Genomic DNA, 18,641 nt, shown 5'->3' with positions numbered 1-18,641 from the left:
CACATCATTACTCGTACTTTTTCTCGTGCAGGTACCGGTATATCTCTATCTGGGAGCGTATCCTTTTACCGGAATTGTCGCGTTTGTATTCATTTTTCTGCTCGTTGTCCAGGATGCGGGCCTTTACGTTGCCGCTGAGCTGGATCTGCATAATGTCATTCAGCTCCTGTTTAATGGAGGGGTCCAGGATGGGCACGGCAGCTTCCACGCGGTGGTCCAGGTTGCGCAGCATCCAGTCGCAGGAGGCGATGAACACTTTTTCCTGCCCGCCGTTATGGAATATGAACACGCGGGCATGTTCCAGGTATTCGTCTACGATGCTGACCGCCGTCATATCCTTTTTCCATTTCTTGTTTTCCGTATAGGCGCAGCAGATGCCCCGGATCACCATTTTGATGTCTACGCCTTCCCGGGCGGCTTCGTATAGCCTGGCCACCATTTCCGGGTCGGAGAGGGAGTTCATCTTAATGATCATGCCGGCCGGCTTTTTATGCCGGGCGTTCTTGATCTCGCGGTCTATCATCCGGAGGAAGAAGCTGCGCATGTTGTACGGGCTTACCGGCAGGGTAGTGCAGGCTTCCAGGAATTTCTGGTCGTGCCGCGGGTGCTCCAGGTAATTGAAAATACGGTTAATATCCGCCATAATGCTGCGGTTGGCCGTCAGCAGGCAGTGATCGCCGTATACGCGGGCGGTCTTTTCATTGAGGTTGCCGGTGCTTACAAAGCCGCACTGCACCGTTTTATTACCGATCCGTTTCTTGATCACGCAGAGCTTGGCATGCACTTTCATGGCAGGAATGCCGATCAGCACTTTTACGCCTTCATCTTCCAGGCGGGTCTTCCATTCCAGGTTGTCGGCTTCGTTAAAGCGGGCGCGCAGCTCCAGGGCTACGGTCACCTGCTTGCCGTTGCGCACGGCATTCACGAGGGCATTGATGATCTTGGAATTGCGGGCCAGGCGGTAGGCCGTGATCTTGATGCTGGTCACATTGGGATCAATGGCGGCTTCGCGCAGCAGGTCTATGATGGTGTCAAAGGAATGATAGGGGAAATGCAGCATTACATCCTGCTGCTGCATCACGTGCATTACGCTGGGCGCGTTCATGAACAGCGGATGAATGAAGGTTTTGCGGTGGTGCTGCTGGCGGCCGGAGAACACGGATTCCGGGAACTCCATAAAATCCTTGAAGTTGTGGATGCGGGCGCCGGGTATCAGGTTGTCCTTGCCGGACAGGCCCAGGCGGCGCATCAGGTATTCCAGCAGCAGGGGATCAATGTCCTTGTCATACACAAAACGCACCGGCTTGCCCTTGCGCCGGGCTTTGAGGCCTTTTTCCAGTTGATGGATCAGGCTGGTGGAAATATCGTTGTCTATATCCAGCTCCGCATCGCGGGTCACTTTTATAATGTGGGCCGTGAACTTGTCATAGCCAAAATAGGAGAAGATATGCGGCAGGCAGAAACGGATCACGTCCTCCAGCAGGATGATATCGTGCTCGCCTTCTTTGGACGGCAGGATGATAAAGCGGGGCAGGATGGCAGTAGGGATCTCTATCAGGGCAAATTTCTGCCGCACGGAATTATCCTGGCGGGCCAGCACTACGGCGAGGTAAATGGATTTGTCGCGCAGGTAGGGGAAGTGCTGGATGCTCTCTATCATCAGGGGGATGATATTGGTGCGCACTTCCTCATCGAAATAGTTGAGCACGAATTTCTGCTGGTCCCTGTTCAACTGCTTTTCCGTCCGGATAAATATCTTTTCGTTGCGCAGCTCTTCTTCTATGCCTTTCCAGATGCGGTCAAACTCGCGCTGCTGCTGTATGCTGATCTGCTGTATGTCGTCCAGTATCTGGCCCGGGTTTTCTTCCAGGTGCACCTTGGCGGAGCGCCCGAAGGACAGCATCCTTTTCAGGGTGGCCACCCGTACCCGGAAAAATTCATCGAGATTGTTGGAGAAAATACCCAGGAAGCGGATCCTTTCCCGCAAAGGCACACTGAGATCTGCCGCTTCCTGCAGCACCCGGGCATTGAATGACAGCCAGCTTACATCCCTGGCGATCATTTTCTTTTTGACGGTAAGGTCCTTCTTCTTGCTTACTTTTTTTTCCGGTATAACATCTGCCACGGCAACGATATTGGCGGGTTCACTTTTCTTCATCAATCGCATATACTGTTTTTTGCAACCTGGAGTTTCACATTACGGCCTAACATACGTATTTTCCATGAACCCGTATGTTAAATTTAAAGTTACAGTATTTGGCGCTGAAAGCGAATCATGAAGCATGAAAGGGCCCGGCTATTTACGGTTGAGCACGGGGAGCAGCACCAGGGAAACGAAGCCCAGCACCATTACCAGCAGGGTTTGCGCCAGCCATAATATCCAGCCAAAGGCGTAACCGGTGGTAGCGTGAATGCCGTACAGCACCAGGGTTTGCTGCACCAGTATCTGGTAGGCGCCGATACCGCCCTGGGTAACGATCATGCCTATACTGCCAAAGCCCAGCACCGCCAGCGCGGCGTTAAAGCCCAGGTGGGAAGTTTCATCCAGGGTATAGAAGCCGCAGTACAGCATGGAAAAGTAAAGGGCCCAGATGAGCAGGGTATGGAACAGGAACCAGCCCTTGCGTTCCATTTTACCGATGGAAAGAATGCCTTCCAGCACGCCCCTTGCCAGGGCGCGTACGGTAATAGCCGCTTTGGAGCGGGCAAAACGTTTGAAGAGGAAGTATACCAGCAGGATGGCGATAGCCAGGGCCACCGCCAGCACAAACAATTGCGTGGTGCCGGCATTGGCGAATTTCTGCTGCAGGGGGAGCCAGATGCGGGTGTTAAAGAACTGGCCCACTACGTCTATCTGCACCAGTACCGTTACGATCATCAGGATCGTGAGGCATACCAGGTCCACCGCCCTTTCCGCGATCATGGTGCCCACCAGCTTGTCAGCCGGTATCTTTTCATAGCGCGCCAGTACGCCGCAGCGGCTTACTTCGCCCAGGCGGGGCACGCCCAGGTTTACCAGGTAGCCTACCATGACGGCAAAGAAGGTGTTGAGCGTGCGCGGCTCGTATCCCAAAGGTTTAATGAGCAGCTTCCAGCGTACCGCCCTTACCCAGTGGCTGGCAATGCCAATGAGCATGGCGGGCAGCACCAGCCAGTAGTGGGCGTTGCGAAAGGCAGTCTTAATATCTTCCTTCTGCTGTACGGTAAGGTCTTTGGTCACCAGCCATATCAGCAGCAGGCCTATGCCCAGGAAAATAATGATCTGCAATAAGCTTTTGAGCTTTTTGGACATAATGTATAAATTCCAAATTCCAAATCCCAAATCCCAAATTCCAAAGAAATTCCAAATCCCAAAAAACCAAATTCCAAAATGATGGCAATCACCCAGCTACCGGTAACAGTTCAGTATTATTGAGGGCTTGCCTGCATTGCTGGAATTTGGGTTTTGGGGATTTGGAATTTCCCGCTTTGTTTTTTGGAATTTTCTATAATTTATTACCTTCTTTGGGGAATACGGCAACCGGTGTATGCTTTTTGGCTGCTTCAAAATCCATGGTGGCATAGGAAATAATGATCACCACATCACCCACAGCGCATAAACGGGCGGCAGGGCCGTTCATGCAGATCACGCCGGAACCGCGTTTGCCTTTGATGACATAGGTTTCCAGGCGTTCGCCGTTATTCACATTCACCACCTGCACTTTTTCGTATTCGATGAGATTGGCGGCATCCATCAGGTCTTCGTCAATGGTAATGCTGCCAACATAATTCAGGTTGGCCTCGGTTATCACAGCCCGGTGTATCTTGCCTTTAAGTACTTCAATCTGCATAAGATTATTTCAGGTCCGCAAAGATACGGAATAATGCGGTAATTAGCCGTAGGGGCATACCTGCTCATCCGTTCATTAACAGGTTGTCTATCAATCTCACGGGGCTGCCTTTCATGCTGGCGGCCACCACGGCGTACATAGGCAGGCCGCTCACCGGGGCCTGCGGGAACAGGACCGCACCATCTTCCCGGACGGCAATAACGTCCAGGTAATCAATGTCAAATTTAGCGGATTGCAACTGCAAGCGGGCAGCAGCCACCACTTCCGGCAGGGAGGTTGGCCCGCCCAGGTGGTCCCGTACATAGCAAAGCGCCTTGTACAGGGCCACGGCATTGTTTCTTTCCGCCGGTCCCAGGCGCATATTGCGGCTGCTCATGGCCAGGCCGTCCGGCTCGCGCAGGGTAGGGCAAATGATCATTTCCGCCGGGGAGCCGATGAGTTTTAACAAATGTTTCACAACCAGGCATTGCTGCAGGTCCTTCTGGCCCATGAACAGGCGCTGCGGCTGTACAATATCCAGCAGCTTGTGCACGATACGGCCCACCCCCTGGAAATGGCCGGGCCGGTAACGCCCTTCCAGCACTGTTTCCAGCTCCCCAAAATCATAGCGGGGGCCGGGTGTGCCCGGGCCCTCGGGGTACATTTCCGCAACGGAGGGCAGCAGCAGTGCGTCTGCACCTGTCGCGGTCAGCAGTTGTATATCCTTTTCTATGGTGATGGGATACTTTTCAAAGTCCGCCGGGTCGTTGAACTGGGTAGGGTTCACGAAGATGCTGCATACCACCAGGCTGCATTCCTGCCGGGCGCGGTGTATTAATGACAGGTGGCCCTGGTGCAGCGCACCCATGGTTGGCACAAAACCGGTTGTTGCTCCCTTTTCCCGGGCGCTGGTAAGAAAGCGCCGCAGGTCATCCTTTCGCTTGAACAGGTACATCTCTAATTGTTTAATATGCAGCGATGCAAAAGTGCGGATAAAAATGCAGCGAATGTATTAAATTTATAGTAATACATGTCTTCAATTCGCCTGCAGATCTGCTCATCCGGATATCTCCACATTATGAAAACTGACATGGAACAACACTTAAAACGATGTTAAAAGTGCCAATTTGTCCTTTTTTCCGTAAAAAATCCGTAATTTTGCAAGCCAAATTAAAAATTACTGCATTAATAATCAGCATTAAATGTCCACAAAGAAAAGAATTCTTTTTATTGCCCAGGAGATGTCGCCATATTTGGAATTAACTGATTATGCGGCAATGGTCAATAAGATGGCAATCAAGTCCAATGAAGCGGGTTTGGAAGTTAGGGTGATCATGCCGAGGTTTGGCGTTATTAATGAGAGACGGCACCGTTTGCATGAAGTGGTAAGGTTGTCGGGGATCAATATTGTGATAGACAATGATGATTACCCGCTGATCATTAAAGTAGCCTCCTTGCCGAGCGCCCGTTTGCAGGTATACTTCCTGGACAATGAAGATTATTTTAAACGGAAGTCGGTATTTACCGATGATGACGAGCAGTTCTTTGACGACAATGCTGCCCGCGCGGTGTTTTTCTGCAAGGGCGCCCTGGAAACCGTCAAAAAATTTGGCTGGCCGCCGGATGTGATCCACTGCAGCGGCTGGATGACCTCCCTGATACCCATGTACCTGAAAACCGCCTATAAAAAGGAGCCGGTTTTCTCCCACTCAAAGATCGTATATTCACTGGAGCCCAATTCTTTCAAGGAAAAACTGGGCCCCACTTTCATAAAAAAGGCCACTATCAGCAACCAGATCAAGGAAAAAGACATTGAGCTGTATAAGGACGGCACCAATGCTGCGCTGAACAAGGGGGCTGCCAAATATGCCGATGCGGTAGTAGTAGCCGGCGACAAGGCAGATAAAAAACTGGTGGAGGAAATAAAAGGGGAAAAGGGCAAGATCCTGCTTCCTTACAAAAAAGACAATGAGGACCTGGCGGATTATCTGCAATTGTACAGCCAGCTAGCCAAATAATTAATAATGAATAATATCAGTAACAATATTGTTTCGTTGAAACACCGCTGCTACGATTATTAATTATTAATTTCTAATTTTTAATTAGGAAAACAAACCACAAAATAGCAACACGTGAGCGTACTTTTCAGGAACCTGGGATTTGTAGCCGTACTTTTTTCCTCACTTTATATTTCATCCGGTTGTAACGAAGCTACCATCCTCGGGGAGGAGCTGATTCCGGGAAAGGACTATGTAAATGGGGTAGACACTACCATCACCGATATCATTACCCATAACATCTGGAAAACAGACTCTGCTGTATACACCGGCCGGAGCAATTATGCCAAAGTGCTGGGTTCCATTACAGACGACCCGCTGTTTGGCCGCGCACATGGTTTTGTGTACACCCAGGTAAGCCTGCCAAGTGGCAGCTATGAGTTTGCGGGCGACAACCAGACCCTGGACTCCGTGGTGCTGAGCCTCGGCTTTGACGGGTACTATGGCGACTCCCTGGCTACCCAGACCTTCCGCGTGTACCGCATGAACGAGCCGGATTTCAAGATAGATTCCAACTACCGGTATTACCAGGCGCTGTCCTATAATGCCGGCGAGCTGTTGGGCACCGCCACCATCGTGCCCAGGAGCCTGAAGGATTCCGTATCTGTTTACGGTGTAAAGGAAGCGCCGCAACTGCGCATCCGCCTGAGCAATACCTTCGGCAACCTGCTGCTGCAGCAGACCAAGGAGGGCGCTTTTGCCAACGACTCGTCCTTCCGGGCCTTCCTGAAGGGCTTTGCCATTGTGCCGGATACTACCCTGACCACTAACCGTACCATGGTGTACCTGGACCTGAGCGACCCGGTGACCCGCCTGCGCGTGTTCTACAAGAACGCAGAGGAGGACTCCCTGAGCGCCAGCTTCCCGTTCTCCGTATATGCTTCCGCCCACGCCAACTATTTTGTGCGTAACCATACCGGCTCGGAGGCTGCACAGTACATTAACACCAACAATCCCGACGGCGACAGCCTGATATACCTGGAAGACGCACCGGGCCTGTTTACGAAGATCACTATCCCGGGGCTGGAGGACTTCCCGAATTCCGTGATCAACAAGGCGGAACTGGTAGTTACCGAGATCACTACCGGTACCGGCAGCCTGGATGCTATTTATTCTGAACCGAATTATCTATTTTTACAGCAGTATGTCAACGGCGATACCACCAGGCCGGTGATAGACTACGGTAACCCCTCAAATCCTAACCAGCCTTACTTTGGTGGTGAGAAAACGGAGGTGACCAATTTTGGAGGCGTGAAAGTGGCGCAATACAAGTTCAATATCGCCCGGTTTATGCAGTACCTGCTGCGTAAGCAGGAAACCAATACCGGCTTCAAGCTGGAGGCGCTTTCCCCGCGGAATATTGACGTGCATCGTGTGAAAGCAGGAGGCGGGAACCACTCCCAATACAATTTAAAACTGCGGATTATTTACACTAAACTTTAAAAGAGAAATCATTTTTTTATGCCTTATTTATTTACGTCAGAATCTGTATCTGAGGGTCACCCCGATAAAGTTGCGGACCAAATTTCCGATGCGCTGATCGATCACTTCCTGGCATATGATGCGAAGTCCAAGGTAGCCTGCGAAACGCTGGTTACTACCGGTCAGGTGGTGCTGGCAGGCGAGGTTAAATCAGAGGCTTACCTGGATGTGCAGGATATTGCCCGCGAGGTGATCCGTAAAATAGGGTATACCAAGAGCGAATATATGTTCGAGGCCAACAGTTGCGGCATCCTGTCCGCCATCCACGAGCAGTCGCCCGACATTAACCAGGGCGTGGACCGCCAGCAGCCGGAAGAGCAGGGTGCGGGCGACCAGGGTATGATGTTTGGCTATGCCACAAAAGAAACCGAGAACTATATGCCGCTGGCGCTGGACCTGGCCCATAAATTACTGCAGGAGCTGGCTGCTGTGCGCCGCGAGAACAAGGACATCACTTACCTGCGCCCCGACGCCAAATCACAGGTAACCATTGAGTACTCCGACGACAATAAGCCGGTGCGTATAGACACCATCGTTATATCCACCCAGCACGACGATTTTGATAAGGACGACGCCATGCTGGGCAAGATCAAGGCGGATATGATCAACATCGTGGTGCCCCGCGTAAAGGCCAAGCTGAAGCCCGAACTGCAGGCGCTGTTCAACGACAAGATCACCTATCATATCAATCCTACCGGCAAATTCGTGATCGGTGGCCCCCACGGGGATACCGGCTTAACCGGCCGCAAGATCATCGTGGACACCTACGGTGGTAAAGGTGCGCACGGCGGTGGCGCATTTTCCGGTAAAGATCCTTCCAAGGTAGACCGTTCTGCCGCCTACGCCACCCGTCATATTGCCAAGAACCTGGTAGCGGCGGGCCTGTGCGAGGAAGTGCTGGTGCAGGTATCCTACGCTATCGGCGTAGCCAGGCCCTGCGGCCTGTATATCAACACCTACGGCACTGCCAAAGTTGGGCTTACCGACGGCGAGATTGCCCGCAAAGTGGAAGAGATATTTGACATGCGCCCTTATTCTATCGAACAAAGGCTGAAGCTGCGCAACCCCATCTACAGCGAAACCGCCGCTTACGGACATATGGGCCGCGACCACCAGGTAGTGACCAAGGTGTTCAACAAAGGCAAGCAGACCGAGAAAAAGGTAGAGGTAGAGCTGTTCACCTGGGAGAAATTAGATTATGTTGAAAAAGTGAAACAGGCTTTCGGGCTATAGGATGTAGGAAGTGGGAAGTAAGATGTAGGATGTAGAACGTTTGAAGTGTCTTGCGACAATCTTACTTCCTACATCTTACTTCTTACTTCATTTTTTCCAACCCAACCAGTGCCTCCGTTACATGCTTTTCCGCGTCGCGCATGGAGTTAAAGCGATGCACTACTACCCCCTGCTTATCTACCACATAGGTTACACGCCCCGGCAGCATAAATGTTTTAGGCACCCCGAACAGCGCTCTTACCGCTTTGGCCGTATCCGCCAGCAGGGTAAAGGGTAGCTGGTGATGTTCCGCAAATTGCCGGTGGCTTTCCACGCCATCGCTGCTGATGCCGATCACCCGGGCGCCATGCTCCTGGAATTGCGCATACGCATCCCGGAACGAGCAGGCTTCTTTGGTGCAGATGCTGGTTTCATCTTTGGGATAAAAGTAGATCACCAGCGGCTGCTTTCCCAGCACCGATGCCAGGTCAAATACCTGCCCGTGCTGGTCTTTCAGCCGGAATGCCGGCACCTTGTCGCCTTCCGCCACCTGGGCATTGGAGGCGCAGCCCCAGAGCAGCAGGGCCGCCGCCAGCACTAAACTGTGCATTAATAGTCGCATGATCCTTCGAAGGTTTGATGTACCCTGCAAAGTTGGGGGATTATGCATTACCATAAAAGTATAATTACATAAGTGAAGGAGAGGAGTAGTCCCACCGGCCGGCGGGACTACTGTGGCTGACCGTTGCGTTAAAACAGGAAATTAATGCCGATCTTGAAGTCGTCCGTGCCGTTGTGGTTGGCCCGGATGCCGAAGCTGTGCGACCTGAAGCTGCCGTTGCTGGTGTACTGGTAACCTACCAGGTTGCCGAGGGATGCCTGTAAAGCAATATTGCTTTTGATGCGGAACAGGAGCCCCGGTTCATAATAGGCGCCGGCAGACCAGGATTCTGTAAGGGTGGCTTTAACGCCGTCTGTTTCCTCGGTGCGTTTTGCATAAGTGCCATAGATGCCGAGGTCGTTGTAGATGCTGAAACGGCTTTGCCATAATGGGATCTCAAACCGGATGAAAGGCCCGAAAGTATACCAATGATCCTTTCTTTTGTCAACATTGTAAGGAGCATTTTTCTGCGTGCTGTAAGCCGCAGAGAGACTGGCGCCAATAGCAACGTGTTCTTTAAAATAGTACGCATAAACGGGGGCGAAGGAGAGCGTTGCGTAAGAATACTCCGCGTTGGCGGATGTGCCCGGCTCCGATTTTGTATAACCGAATGATAAACTGCCGCCGATAAGGTGCTTTCTGAACATTGCCTGGTCCTGTTTGGGTGCCTTTTTGGGGGGCTGCGTCTGCGCCTGGGTTTGGGATTGGGTAAACAATACAAGGGTGCCCGTACAAAGGGCGGATAGAATTTTCTGCATAGATGCTGTTTTAGTGAGGAAATAGGTATTAACAGCATCGAATCTAGCCAGTAGTATTCTAAAATGTTGTTAAAGCGCCCTGCCAGTGTCACAAAACGGTGTTAAAAAAATTGTATGCCATTAATTACTATTTTTGCTCCTTAAACTGAATGCGCATTGAAGACTATTCTGAATGGGACGCAACTGGCCATTACCATTGACAGGCTTTGCCACCAGTTAATAGAGAACCATCTTAGTTTTGAGCATACCGTGCTGATAGGGTTGCAGCCGAGAGGTATCTACCTGTCCGACAGGATCTACCACACCCTGCAAAAGCTGCTGCCCGGCACTCCCATAGCCTACGGCAAGCTGGATATTACCTTTTACCGGGATGATTTCAACAAGGGGACCGCGTTGCACGTGCCCAATGAAACGGATATTGACTTTTCCATCGAGAACAAGCGGGTGGTGCTGATAGACGATGTGCTGTACACGGGCCGTACCACGCGCTCTGCCCTGGATGCCATGCTGGACTTTGGCCGCCCGGCCAGGGTGGAGCTGCTGGTGCTGATAGACCGGCGCTTTACCCGCCAGTTGCCCATCCAGCCGGACTATACCGGCCGTACCATTGATGCCATTATCAGCGAAAAGGTGCGGGTGCTGTGGCAGGAGCGGGACGGCAAGGATGAGGTAATACTGGAATGAGGAAATTCCAAATCCCAAGTTCCAAACTCCAAAAGGGAGGAAGTTTACAACAAGTTTAGGGAGTGGATTGTATATATGTTTAACCTAAAAATTATGTATGATCTATGAACTGGAGGAAAGGACAATGGTATTTGCATGTGGTGTGAGGGACTTTTGCAGGGAGCCTGGGCGCAGCGGATCGTAGAATGCGCATCCGTATTTCCGTAAAGAAGCAAAAGAGTCCATATGGTGGCTTCGTTTGCTTATAACTGAGGCTGCCGAACAAGAGTCTGTCAGGCTGAAATTGATAGACGAAGCGGAGCAATTGCGCAAGATACTTTCTTCTATTTTACAGAAGCTGGAAGCGAGGCAAGCACCCTGATACAGACTTGGACTTTGGGATTTGGAATTTGGAATTTGTTGGAATTTGGGATTTGGATTTTGGAATTTCTATATTTGCACCTTAGAATGTCACTCTCAACAAAACATCTTCTCGGAATACGCGATCTGGCACGTCAGGATATAGAGCTTGTTTTTCAAACGGCCGACCAGTTTAAAGAGGTGTTGCAAAGGCCCATCAAAAAGGTGCCTACCTTGCGGGACACCACCATCGTCAATTTATTTTTTGAGAACTCCACGCGCACCCGCATTTCCTTTGAGCTGGCGGAAAAACGGCTGAGCGCGGACGTGGTGAATTTTTCCGCTTCCGGGTCCTCCGTGTCCAAGGGAGAAACGCTGATAGATACGGTGAACAACATCCTGTCCATGAAAGTGGACATGGTGGTGATGCGGCACGCTGCCAGCGGCGCCCCGCACTTCCTCTCGCAGCATATAGACGTACCTATCGTGAATGCCGGCGACGGTATTAACGAACATCCCACCCAGGCGCTGTTGGACGCTTTCTCCATCCGGGAGAAGCTGGGCGGCGTGGAAGGTAAGAAGGTCGCCATCTGCGGCGATATCATGCATTCCAGGGTGGCCCTTTCCAATATTTACTGCCTTAAAAAGCTGGGCGCCGAAGTAACGGTAGTAGGCCCGCCCACGCTCATTCCCAAGTACATGGAATCCGCCCTGGGCGTAAACGTGACCTACAATATCCGGGAAGCGCTGGCCTGGTGCGATGTAGCCAACGTGCTGCGCATACAACTGGAAAGGCAGAATACACCGCTGTTCTCCTCCCTCCGGGAATACTCCCTGGCATACGGGGTGAACCGCCGCCTGCTGGACAGCCTGCAGAAAGACATCGTGATCATGCACCCCGGCCCCATTAACCGCGGCGTGGAGCTGAGCTCCGATGTGGCAGATTCCGGGCAGTCTATCATCCTGCACCAGGTGGAGAATGGCGTGGCTGTACGCATGGCCGTGCTGTACCTCCTGGCTGGCAAGAAAATGAATAATGAATAATTAAGAAAGGTGCGCACCATTATACTGCTGCTGATCTCCAACACTTTCATGACGTTTGCCTGGTACGGGCATTTAAAGCACCAGCATACCGCCCTCTGGAAAGTGATACTCATAAGCTGGGGCATCGCTTTCTTTGAATACTGCTTTATGGTGCCGGCCAACCGGCTGGGTGCGCAGGAAGGATTCAGCGGCTTCCAGTTGAAAACGATCCAGGAGATCGTTACCCTTTCCGTTTTCTGCGTGTTCGCTGTTTTTTACCTCAAGGAGCCGCTGCGCTGGAATTACCTGGTAGCTTTTGCCTGTATACTGGCCGCGGTGTATTTTATGTTTAAGAAATAGCGCGCCGGTACATCCGCACATTAATTCTCCCGTCCATCCTTTTATTGTCCGCTCCCTGCCTGAAATGCTTATTTTTGATGATCTGTAAACTGGACGCAACGACATGTTTGTAAGGATCATCTTTTTATGGCTATCCGCCGCAACCCTTTGCCTGCAGGTATCGGCACAACCAACGCCGCAGTTGGACGCTGCAGCTATCAAATTACAGCTAAAGAAACTGGACACGCTGGGCAGCGTGCTGTACATGGCCGCCCACCCGGACGATGAGAATACCCGGCTGCTGGGCTACCTGGCCAAAGAGAAGCTGTACCGCACCGGCTATCTCTCGCTGACACGGGGCGATGGCGGGCAAAACCTGGTAGGAGACGAGCAGGGGGAGCTACTGGGGCTGATCCGCACCCAGGAGCTGCTGGCCGCCCGCCGTATAGACGGCGCCGAGCAGTTCTTTACCCGGGCGCAGGATTTCGGTTATTCCAAGAACCCGCAGGAGACCTTTACCATCTGGGATAAGGACAAGATACTGGGCGATGCCGTATGGGTGATCCGCCGCTTCCGGCCGGATGTGATCATTTGCCGCTTCCCGGCCGATAGCCGCGCGGGGCACGGGCACCACACGGCTTCCGCCATGCTGGCGGCAGAAGCGTTTGAAGCGGCTGCCGACCCAACACGCTACCCGGAACAGCTCAAATATGTACAAACCTGGCAGCCCAGGCGCCTGCTGTGGAATACCTACACTTTTGGCAGCATTAATACCACCGCTCCGGACCAGTATAAAATAGATGTGGGCGAATTTAATTTCCTGCTGGGCAAAGGCTACGGGGAAATAGCCGCCGAAAGCCGCTCCCAGCACAAGAGCCAGGGCTTCGGCGTGCCGGCGTCCCGCGGCAGCGCCCTGGAATATTTCACCACCATCAAAGGAGATGCGCCGCAGCACAGCCTGATGGATGGCATCAATACCACCTGGGAAAGAGTGCCGGGCGGCCAGGCGGTTGGCAAGCTGGTAGACAAAGCGCTGGCGGAATATGATATAGACAACCCGCCGGCTTCCGTACCTGCGTTACTGGCTATACGAAAAGCCATCATGGCGCTGCCGGACGGCTACTGGAAAACGCAGAAGCTGAAGGAAACAGCGCAACTGGTACTGGCCTGCGCCGGGCTGTGGGCAGAAGCATACAGCACAACGCCTACCGTGGTGCCCGGCCAGCCCATGCGCGCCAGCGTGCAACTGATCAACAACAGCCAGGTGCCGGTGCGCCTGCAAAGCATCCGCCTGCCGGGCAAGGACACCGCTTTCAACAACCAGCCGCTGGCGTTTGACAAACTGCTGACCATACAACAGGACCTGACCGTGCCTGCAGCCACGCCTGTTTCCCAGCCCTATTGGCTGGAGGAAGCGCACCCACCGGGCACCTACATCATAAAGGACCAGCAGCAGGTAGGACGGCCGGAGAACGTGCCGCCCCTGCAGGCGCTGATCACGCTGGATATCGACGGTCAGACCTTCGTACTGGAACGTCCCCTGCAATACAAGCACACAGATCCCGTAAAGGGCGAACTGTACGCACCGCTGGTGATAGCGCCGCGTGTAACGGCCAACCTCGGCAACCAGGTGTTCATCTTCACCGGCAAGGAGGCGCAACCCGTTACCATGAAGCTGAAAGCCATGGCGGACAACACCGCCGGCACCGCCCGGCTGCAATTGCCTGCCGGTTTCCGTTCCAGCCCGGAAAGCCTGCCGTTCACCCTGGCCAGGAAGGGCGATGAGACCGAGCTGCACTTCAGCATCGCCCCGGTACAGGTAAATGGCATCAACCGGGTAGACACCCTGGCCGTAGCCATGGAGGTAAACGGCCAGGAATACACGCAAAGCCTGCAAACCATTCACTACGACCATATACCGCCTATTACCCTGTTCCCGCCCGCAGCCGCGCGGCTGGTAACGGTGCACCTGGAGCACAATGGCAACAAGCTGGGATACATTGCCGGCGCCGGCGATATGGTGGCCACCGCCCTGCGGCAGGTAGGCTACGACGTGACCATGCTGAACGAAAAGGACATTATGAGCGGATCACTGCAGCAGTACGATGCCATCATTACCGGCGTAAGGGCCTATAACACCAACGAACGACTGAAGTACTGGCAGCCCAGGCTCCTGGAATATGTAAAAAATGGCGGCACCCTGCTGGTGCAGTATAACACACATGCGCCGCTGGTCACTACCCAACTGGGCCCGTATCCCTTCCGCATTGTGCGGGGCAGCCGGGTGACGGACGAAACGGCGGAGGTGACCATCCTGCAGCCGAATGCGGCAGTAATGCACTACCCGAACAGGATCACGCCGGAGGACTTTGAAGGATGGGTGCAGGAGCGGGGCCTGTATTTCACGGGAGATGCGGACCCGGCTTATCAAAAGCTGTTTTCCATGCACGACAGGGGCGAGCAGCCGCTGGACGGCAGCACGCTCATTGCCACTTATGGCAAGGGCCGGTATGTATATACCGCGCTGGCCTTTTTCCGTGAGCTGCCGGCCGGCGTACCGGGCGCCTACCGGTTATTTGTGAACCTTATTTCAAAGAAGCAATAATCATTCACCGCGAATAGCAACTATATGGGGAAACAAGCGGATAATCATTCTCGTCGCAATATTGCCGCAGGCCTGTGCATCGCCATCGGCCTGATCATCGGCATCCTGATCAAAAGAGTGCATATAGGGCTGATGATAGGGTTGGGGTTGGGGCTGTTGGGCGGAGGGCTGCTGAGAAGACGGTAAGTTAATTAACAATGAAACACTTGTGCTACGATTCTTAATTCTTAATTCTTAATTCTTAACTGATAGAACTGATGCAAAATGAGAAACCGCCACTATTTCCTGCCTGGTGGATGTGGTATCTCCTGGTGATCGGCTGGCTGACCGTGCAGATCGTGTTATTCTATTTATTTACCAAAACATTTTCATGAGTGTACTGGACTGGATCGTGCTATCCGTTACCTTAGCGGGCATTATTTTATACGGGGTATGGAAAAGCCGTGGGCATAAGAACATAGACGGCTATTTCCTGGGCAACCAGTCTATGCCCTGGTACATTGTACTGCTGTCTATTATCGGTACGCAGGCCAGCGCCATTACATTTATCTCTGCTCCCGGGCAGGCCTATACGGACGGGATGCGCTTTGTGCAGTATTATTTTGGCCTGCCCCTGGCCATGGTGGTGCTGTGCATTACGTTTGTGCCCATTTTCCACCGGCTCAAAGTATATACAGCCTATGAGTTCCTGGAGCAGCGGTTTGATCTGAAGACCCGTACACTGACCTCTATGCTGTTCCTGGTGCAGCGCGGCATGTCTACCGGCATCAGCATCTACGCGCCTTCCATTATCCTCAGCAGCCTGCTGGGCTGGAACATTTACTGGACCAATATTATCATGGGCGGCCTGCTCATTATCTATACCATGTCCGGCGGCACGCAGGCGGTAAGCTACACGCAGACGCTGCAACTGGTGATCGTGTTTACCGGCATGTTCCTGGCCGGCTGGATGGTGGTGCACCTGCTGCCGGAGAACATCAGCTTCAGCGATGCCCTGCATGTATCGGGTAAAATGGACCGGCTGAACGTGATCGTCACGAAATTTGACTGGGACGATAAGTACAACATCTGGAGCGGGGTGATAGGGGGCTTTTTCCTGGCGCTGTCGTATTTCGGTACGGACCAGTCGCAGGTAGGGCGCTACCTCACGGCCCGCTCGGTAACGGAAAGCCGCCTGGGCCTGCTGATGAACGGGCTGGTAAAAGTGCCCATGCAGTTCCTGATCCTGCTGATAGGCGCCCTGGTATTTGTGTTCTACCTGTATTTCCGCTCTCCCATTTTCTTTAACCAGGCGCAGCTCAACAAAGTATACCGCACGGAGCAGGGCGCGGCACTGAAAGCGCTGGAGCGGCAGTACGACGAGCTGTCCGCCGTCAAGCAGCAGCAGGTGAAAACCCTGGCCGATGCACTGGAAGTGAATGATGCAGCGGCCGTGCGCAGTGCGCAGGCAGCCCTGCAAAGCACGGAAGCCGCTGCGGCAGGCATGCGGGAAGATGCCAAAGTGCTCATCAAAAAGGCCGACCCGGCTGCGGACGATAACGACACGAACTATATCTTCCTGCATTTTGTGGTGAACAATCTTCCCAAAGGCCTGGTAGGGCTGCTGATCGCCATTATTTTCCTGGCCTCCTGGGGCAGCGTGGCCGCCGCGCTCAATTCCCTGGCCTCCACTACCGTGGTGGATGTATACAAGCGCATGGTGAACAAGGACGACACGGAAGCGCATTACCTGCGGGTATCCCGCTGGTGGACCCTGATCTGGGGCATCTTCTGTATAGCTGTGGCGCAGTTTGCCAGTGAGCTGGGCAGCCTGATAGAGGCGGTGAACATACTGGGCTCGCTTTTTTACGGCGTAATACTGGGCATATTCATGGTGGCCTTTTACATCAAAAGGATAGGGGGCAACGCCACCTTCTGGGCCGCCGTGGTATCGGAAGTGCTGGTGATCACCGTCTACCAGCTACAACTGGTGTCCTTCCTCTGGCTGAACGTGATCGGCTGCGTGCTGGTGGTGGTGCTGGCGGCGATCATTCATCCGTTTGCGCAACGCTCGCGGTCCGTCACATAACACATAACCCGAACGGATAATGAAGACCACATAACACTTACCGGAAAATCCGTTACACTTAAAAAACAGGGCTTTTAAATGTCTTTCCCCGGAAATATTTTCGGGGCATGGTTGCATGCTACAGAACATTTTCTTCCCAGGCGCTCCTGCTGGCATTGCTCTGCCTGTTTTGTATTTATTCGTATGCCGGGGGATGGTCGGCCTTTGAAATGCAGACTCCTTGTAAGAACGTGCTGCGGTATAACGGGAACGGCGGCCCGGTGCATTTTCTGTTTCAATATCCGGCACCAGGGGCTAAGGAAATAAGGCCTTCATTTGAGCGGTTTTATTTTTACAAAGGGTATGTCATCGGGGAGTCTGCCGGCAACACATTTTATGTGGTAGATGAAAAAGGAGGCCGTATACAAAAGTTTTCAGACGGGGCAGCATTCGAATCTTATTTAAAAGAAAACACACTGACACCACTGCTGTGGACGCGCTGGTACGACCGTTTCTACGACGAGGCCAATTTCCGGGGCCTGCTGTTGCTGGCCCTGGTCATGTTCCCGCTCACGGGCTTGCTGCTGGTACTCTACCTGTACAGCTTATACAGCCTGCTGTTGGGCCGGCATAAAAGTTACGCAGTGGTGAAGCGGGTCTATGCAGGAGGCGTGAGTGTTTTTATACTGCTGGCAGCGCTGATGCAGGTTTTTCCACAAAGTATATAACGGACACATCAAAGCAGTCCTGAAATAATAAAAAGCACGGAAGGAGAAGGCCGGGGCCTATGCTGAGATATCTTTTAAATAAAAGGGAAATGGCTATATTCGTTCAAGTTAAACTTTCAGTCGGATGATAAAAACGATTGTCATTGAAGACGAACCGGCAGTACGGAAGGAGATTGAATGGCTGGTTAACCGGGAAAAAGATCTTGACCTGCTGGGGTCGGCAGCAGGTGTACATTCGGCGCTGGGACTGATCGGGGAAACCGCCCCCCAACTGGCCCTGATGGATGTGCAGCTCGCCGACGGAACCGCATTCGACATCCTGGCCAAACTGAAAGAGATTCCTTTTCGCATTATTTTCATTACGGCTTACAATCATTTCGCCGTAAAGGCCATCAAGTACGGTGCGCTGGATTACCTGTTGAAGCCTTTGGATGAGGAAGAGCTCCGGGCGGCCCTGGAAAAAGTGCGCGCCGAGGGTGTGGGCAACCTTGAGGCCCAGCAACAGCAACTGGACATCGTGCGGGCTTATACCGGGCAAAAAGAGGAAAGCCTGGAGGACCAACTGGTATTGCATACCATGGAATATATCCAACTGCTGCAGCTCAAGGACATCATGTACTGCCGGAGCGAAGGCAGCTATACCAATTTCTTTTTACATGACGGCAGGAAGGTGATGGTCTCCAGGCCGCTGAAATATTACGACGATCTGTTGCCCGAAAAATGGTTCCTGCGTCCCCATCAGTCCTACCTGGTCAACCGTTTGTGCATAGACCGATTTATGAAAAGCGGCGCCATCGTCCTGAAGAATAAGACAGAAATACCCGTATCGGTGCGGCGCAGGGATTATGTGCTGCAACAACTGGTTCGAAATTAATCATAAAGTCATTTGCTTTAAAG

At 52.7% G+C, this 18,641-nt stretch carries 17 protein-coding genes; 11 read left to right on the top strand and 6 right to left on the bottom strand.

Annotated features, from left to right (window positions below; translation table 11 throughout):
- Window positions 1-7: 7 nt before the first annotated feature.
- The 4 genes from ppk1 to panC form a co-directional block, all read right to left on the bottom strand.
- Window positions 8-2,158, bottom strand: coding sequence for a polyphosphate kinase 1 (gene ppk1 / locus LX66_RS24760; protein ID WP_211366527.1), 2,151 nt, complete (start codon window positions 2,156-2,158; stop codon window positions 8-10).
- A gap of 138 nt (window positions 2,159-2,296) precedes the next feature.
- Window positions 2,297-3,292, bottom strand: coding sequence for a lysylphosphatidylglycerol synthase transmembrane domain-containing protein (locus LX66_RS24755; RefSeq protein ID WP_145718509.1), 996 nt, complete (start codon window positions 3,290-3,292; stop codon window positions 2,297-2,299).
- 193 nt (window positions 3,293-3,485) lie between these two features.
- Window positions 3,486-3,830: an aspartate 1-decarboxylase gene (gene panD, locus LX66_RS24750; RefSeq protein WP_145718507.1), complete on the bottom strand. Its 345-nt coding sequence runs from the start codon at window positions 3,828-3,830 to the stop codon at window positions 3,486-3,488.
- Between the two features lie 64 nt (window positions 3,831-3,894).
- Window positions 3,895-4,764 carry a pantoate--beta-alanine ligase gene (panC, locus tag LX66_RS24745; protein WP_145718505.1) on the bottom strand — a complete coding sequence of 290 codons (870 nt, stop codon included), beginning with the start codon at window positions 4,762-4,764 and terminating at the stop codon, window positions 3,895-3,897.
- Between the two features lie 247 nt (window positions 4,765-5,011).
- Here panC and LX66_RS24740 point away from each other — a divergent pair, with 247 nt between their 5' ends.
- From LX66_RS24740 to metK, 3 genes are all read left to right on the top strand, one after another.
- The gene (locus LX66_RS24740) at window positions 5,012-5,827 is read left to right on the top strand and encodes a glycogen/starch synthase (RefSeq protein ID WP_145718503.1); all 816 of its coding nucleotides are present in this window, start codon (window positions 5,012-5,014) and stop codon (window positions 5,825-5,827) included.
- 114 nt (window positions 5,828-5,941) lie between these two features.
- On the top strand, window positions 5,942-7,309 hold the full coding sequence (locus tag LX66_RS24735; protein ID WP_145718501.1) for a DUF4270 family protein: 1,368 nt from the start codon (window positions 5,942-5,944) through the stop codon (window positions 7,307-7,309).
- 18 nt (window positions 7,310-7,327) lie between these two features.
- The gene (gene metK / locus LX66_RS24730) at window positions 7,328-8,581 is read left to right on the top strand and encodes a methionine adenosyltransferase (RefSeq protein ID WP_145718499.1); all 1,254 of its coding nucleotides are present in this window, start codon (window positions 7,328-7,330) and stop codon (window positions 8,579-8,581) included.
- Window positions 8,582-8,663: 82 nt separating this feature from the next.
- On the opposite strand, the gene LX66_RS24725 is transcribed toward metK, so the two are convergent.
- Together LX66_RS24725 and LX66_RS24720 are read right to left on the bottom strand one after the other, a co-directional pair.
- Complete coding sequence (locus tag LX66_RS24725) at window positions 8,664-9,182, bottom strand: peroxiredoxin (protein ID WP_244620506.1); 519 nt, start codon at window positions 9,180-9,182, stop codon at window positions 8,664-8,666.
- A gap of 128 nt (window positions 9,183-9,310) precedes the next feature.
- The gene (locus LX66_RS24720; protein WP_145718497.1) at window positions 9,311-9,979 is read right to left on the bottom strand and encodes a hypothetical protein; all 669 of its coding nucleotides are present in this window, start codon (window positions 9,977-9,979) and stop codon (window positions 9,311-9,313) included.
- A 156-nt stretch (window positions 9,980-10,135) separates the two neighbouring features.
- Here LX66_RS24720 and pyrR point away from each other — a divergent pair, with 156 nt between their 5' ends.
- The 8 genes from pyrR (at window position 10,136) to LX66_RS24685 (ending at window position 18,618) form a co-directional block, all read left to right on the top strand.
- Entirely contained in the window at window positions 10,136-10,663 is a 528-nt protein-coding gene (gene pyrR / locus LX66_RS24715; RefSeq protein ID WP_145718495.1) for a bifunctional pyr operon transcriptional regulator/uracil phosphoribosyltransferase PyrR, read from the top strand.
- Between the two features lie 447 nt (window positions 10,664-11,110).
- Window positions 11,111-12,046: an aspartate carbamoyltransferase catalytic subunit gene (locus LX66_RS24710; RefSeq protein ID WP_145718493.1), complete on the top strand. Its 936-nt coding sequence runs from the start codon at window positions 11,111-11,113 to the stop codon at window positions 12,044-12,046.
- A 9-nt stretch (window positions 12,047-12,055) separates the two neighbouring features.
- Complete coding sequence (locus LX66_RS24705) at window positions 12,056-12,385, top strand: DMT family protein (RefSeq protein ID WP_145718491.1); 330 nt, start codon at window positions 12,056-12,058, stop codon at window positions 12,383-12,385.
- A gap of 103 nt (window positions 12,386-12,488) precedes the next feature.
- On the top strand, window positions 12,489-14,969 hold the full coding sequence (locus LX66_RS24700; RefSeq protein WP_145718489.1) for a PIG-L family deacetylase: 2,481 nt from the start codon (window positions 12,489-12,491) through the stop codon (window positions 14,967-14,969).
- A 24-nt stretch (window positions 14,970-14,993) separates the two neighbouring features.
- A complete protein-coding gene (locus tag LX66_RS28275; RefSeq protein ID WP_170232421.1) occupies window positions 14,994-15,155 on the top strand; it encodes a hypothetical protein in 162 nt (53 codons plus the stop codon).
- Window positions 15,156-15,339: 184 nt separating this feature from the next.
- Window positions 15,340-17,037, top strand: a complete 1,698-nt coding sequence (locus LX66_RS24695) for a sodium:solute symporter (RefSeq protein WP_145718487.1) — start codon at window positions 15,340-15,342, stop codon at window positions 17,035-17,037.
- Window positions 17,038-17,144: 107 nt separating this feature from the next.
- Entirely contained in the window at window positions 17,145-17,744 is a 600-nt protein-coding gene (locus tag LX66_RS24690; protein ID WP_145718485.1) for a hypothetical protein, read from the top strand.
- A gap of 124 nt (window positions 17,745-17,868) precedes the next feature.
- Window positions 17,869-18,618, top strand: a complete 750-nt coding sequence (locus LX66_RS24685) for a LytR/AlgR family response regulator transcription factor (RefSeq protein WP_145718483.1) — start codon at window positions 17,869-17,871, stop codon at window positions 18,616-18,618.
- The last annotated feature ends 23 nt before the right edge of the window (window positions 18,619-18,641 follow it).

Source organism: Chitinophaga japonensis (assembly GCF_007830125.1).
Taxonomy (GTDB): domain Bacteria; phylum Bacteroidota; class Bacteroidia; order Chitinophagales; family Chitinophagaceae; genus Chitinophaga; species Chitinophaga japonensis.
The sequence above is the reverse complement of the archived record's forward strand: the minus strand, read 5'-3'. Positions and strand labels throughout refer to the sequence as shown.

Coding starts and splice junctions, on each gene's coding strand:
- ppk1 (WP_211366527.1), bottom strand. CDS start 2,158: ATGAAGAAAAGTGAACCCGCCAATATCGTTGCCGTGGCAGATGTTATA.
- LX66_RS24755 (WP_145718509.1), bottom strand. CDS start 3,292: ATGTCCAAAAAGCTCAAAAGCTTATTGCAGATCATTATTTTCCTGGGC.
- panD (WP_145718507.1), bottom strand. CDS start 3,830: ATGCAGATTGAAGTACTTAAAGGCAAGATACACCGGGCTGTGATAACC.
- panC (WP_145718505.1), bottom strand. CDS start 4,764: ATGTACCTGTTCAAGCGAAAGGATGACCTGCGGCGCTTTCTTACCAGC.
- LX66_RS24740 (WP_145718503.1), top strand. CDS start 5,012: ATGTCCACAAAGAAAAGAATTCTTTTTATTGCCCAGGAGATGTCGCCA.
- metK (WP_145718499.1), top strand. CDS start 7,328: ATGCCTTATTTATTTACGTCAGAATCTGTATCTGAGGGTCACCCCGAT.
- LX66_RS24725 (WP_244620506.1), bottom strand. CDS start 9,182: ATGCGACTATTAATGCACAGTTTAGTGCTGGCGGCGGCCCTGCTGCTC.
- LX66_RS24720 (WP_145718497.1), bottom strand. CDS start 9,979: ATGCAGAAAATTCTATCCGCCCTTTGTACGGGCACCCTTGTATTGTTT.
- LX66_RS24710 (WP_145718493.1), top strand. CDS start 11,111: ATGTCACTCTCAACAAAACATCTTCTCGGAATACGCGATCTGGCACGT.
- LX66_RS24700 (WP_145718489.1), top strand. CDS start 12,489: ATGTTTGTAAGGATCATCTTTTTATGGCTATCCGCCGCAACCCTTTGC.
- LX66_RS28275 (WP_170232421.1), top strand. CDS start 14,994: ATGGGGAAACAAGCGGATAATCATTCTCGTCGCAATATTGCCGCAGGC.
- LX66_RS24695 (WP_145718487.1), top strand. CDS start 15,340: ATGAGTGTACTGGACTGGATCGTGCTATCCGTTACCTTAGCGGGCATT.
- LX66_RS24690 (WP_145718485.1), top strand. CDS start 17,145: ATGGTTGCATGCTACAGAACATTTTCTTCCCAGGCGCTCCTGCTGGCA.
- LX66_RS24685 (WP_145718483.1), top strand. CDS start 17,869: ATGATAAAAACGATTGTCATTGAAGACGAACCGGCAGTACGGAAGGAG.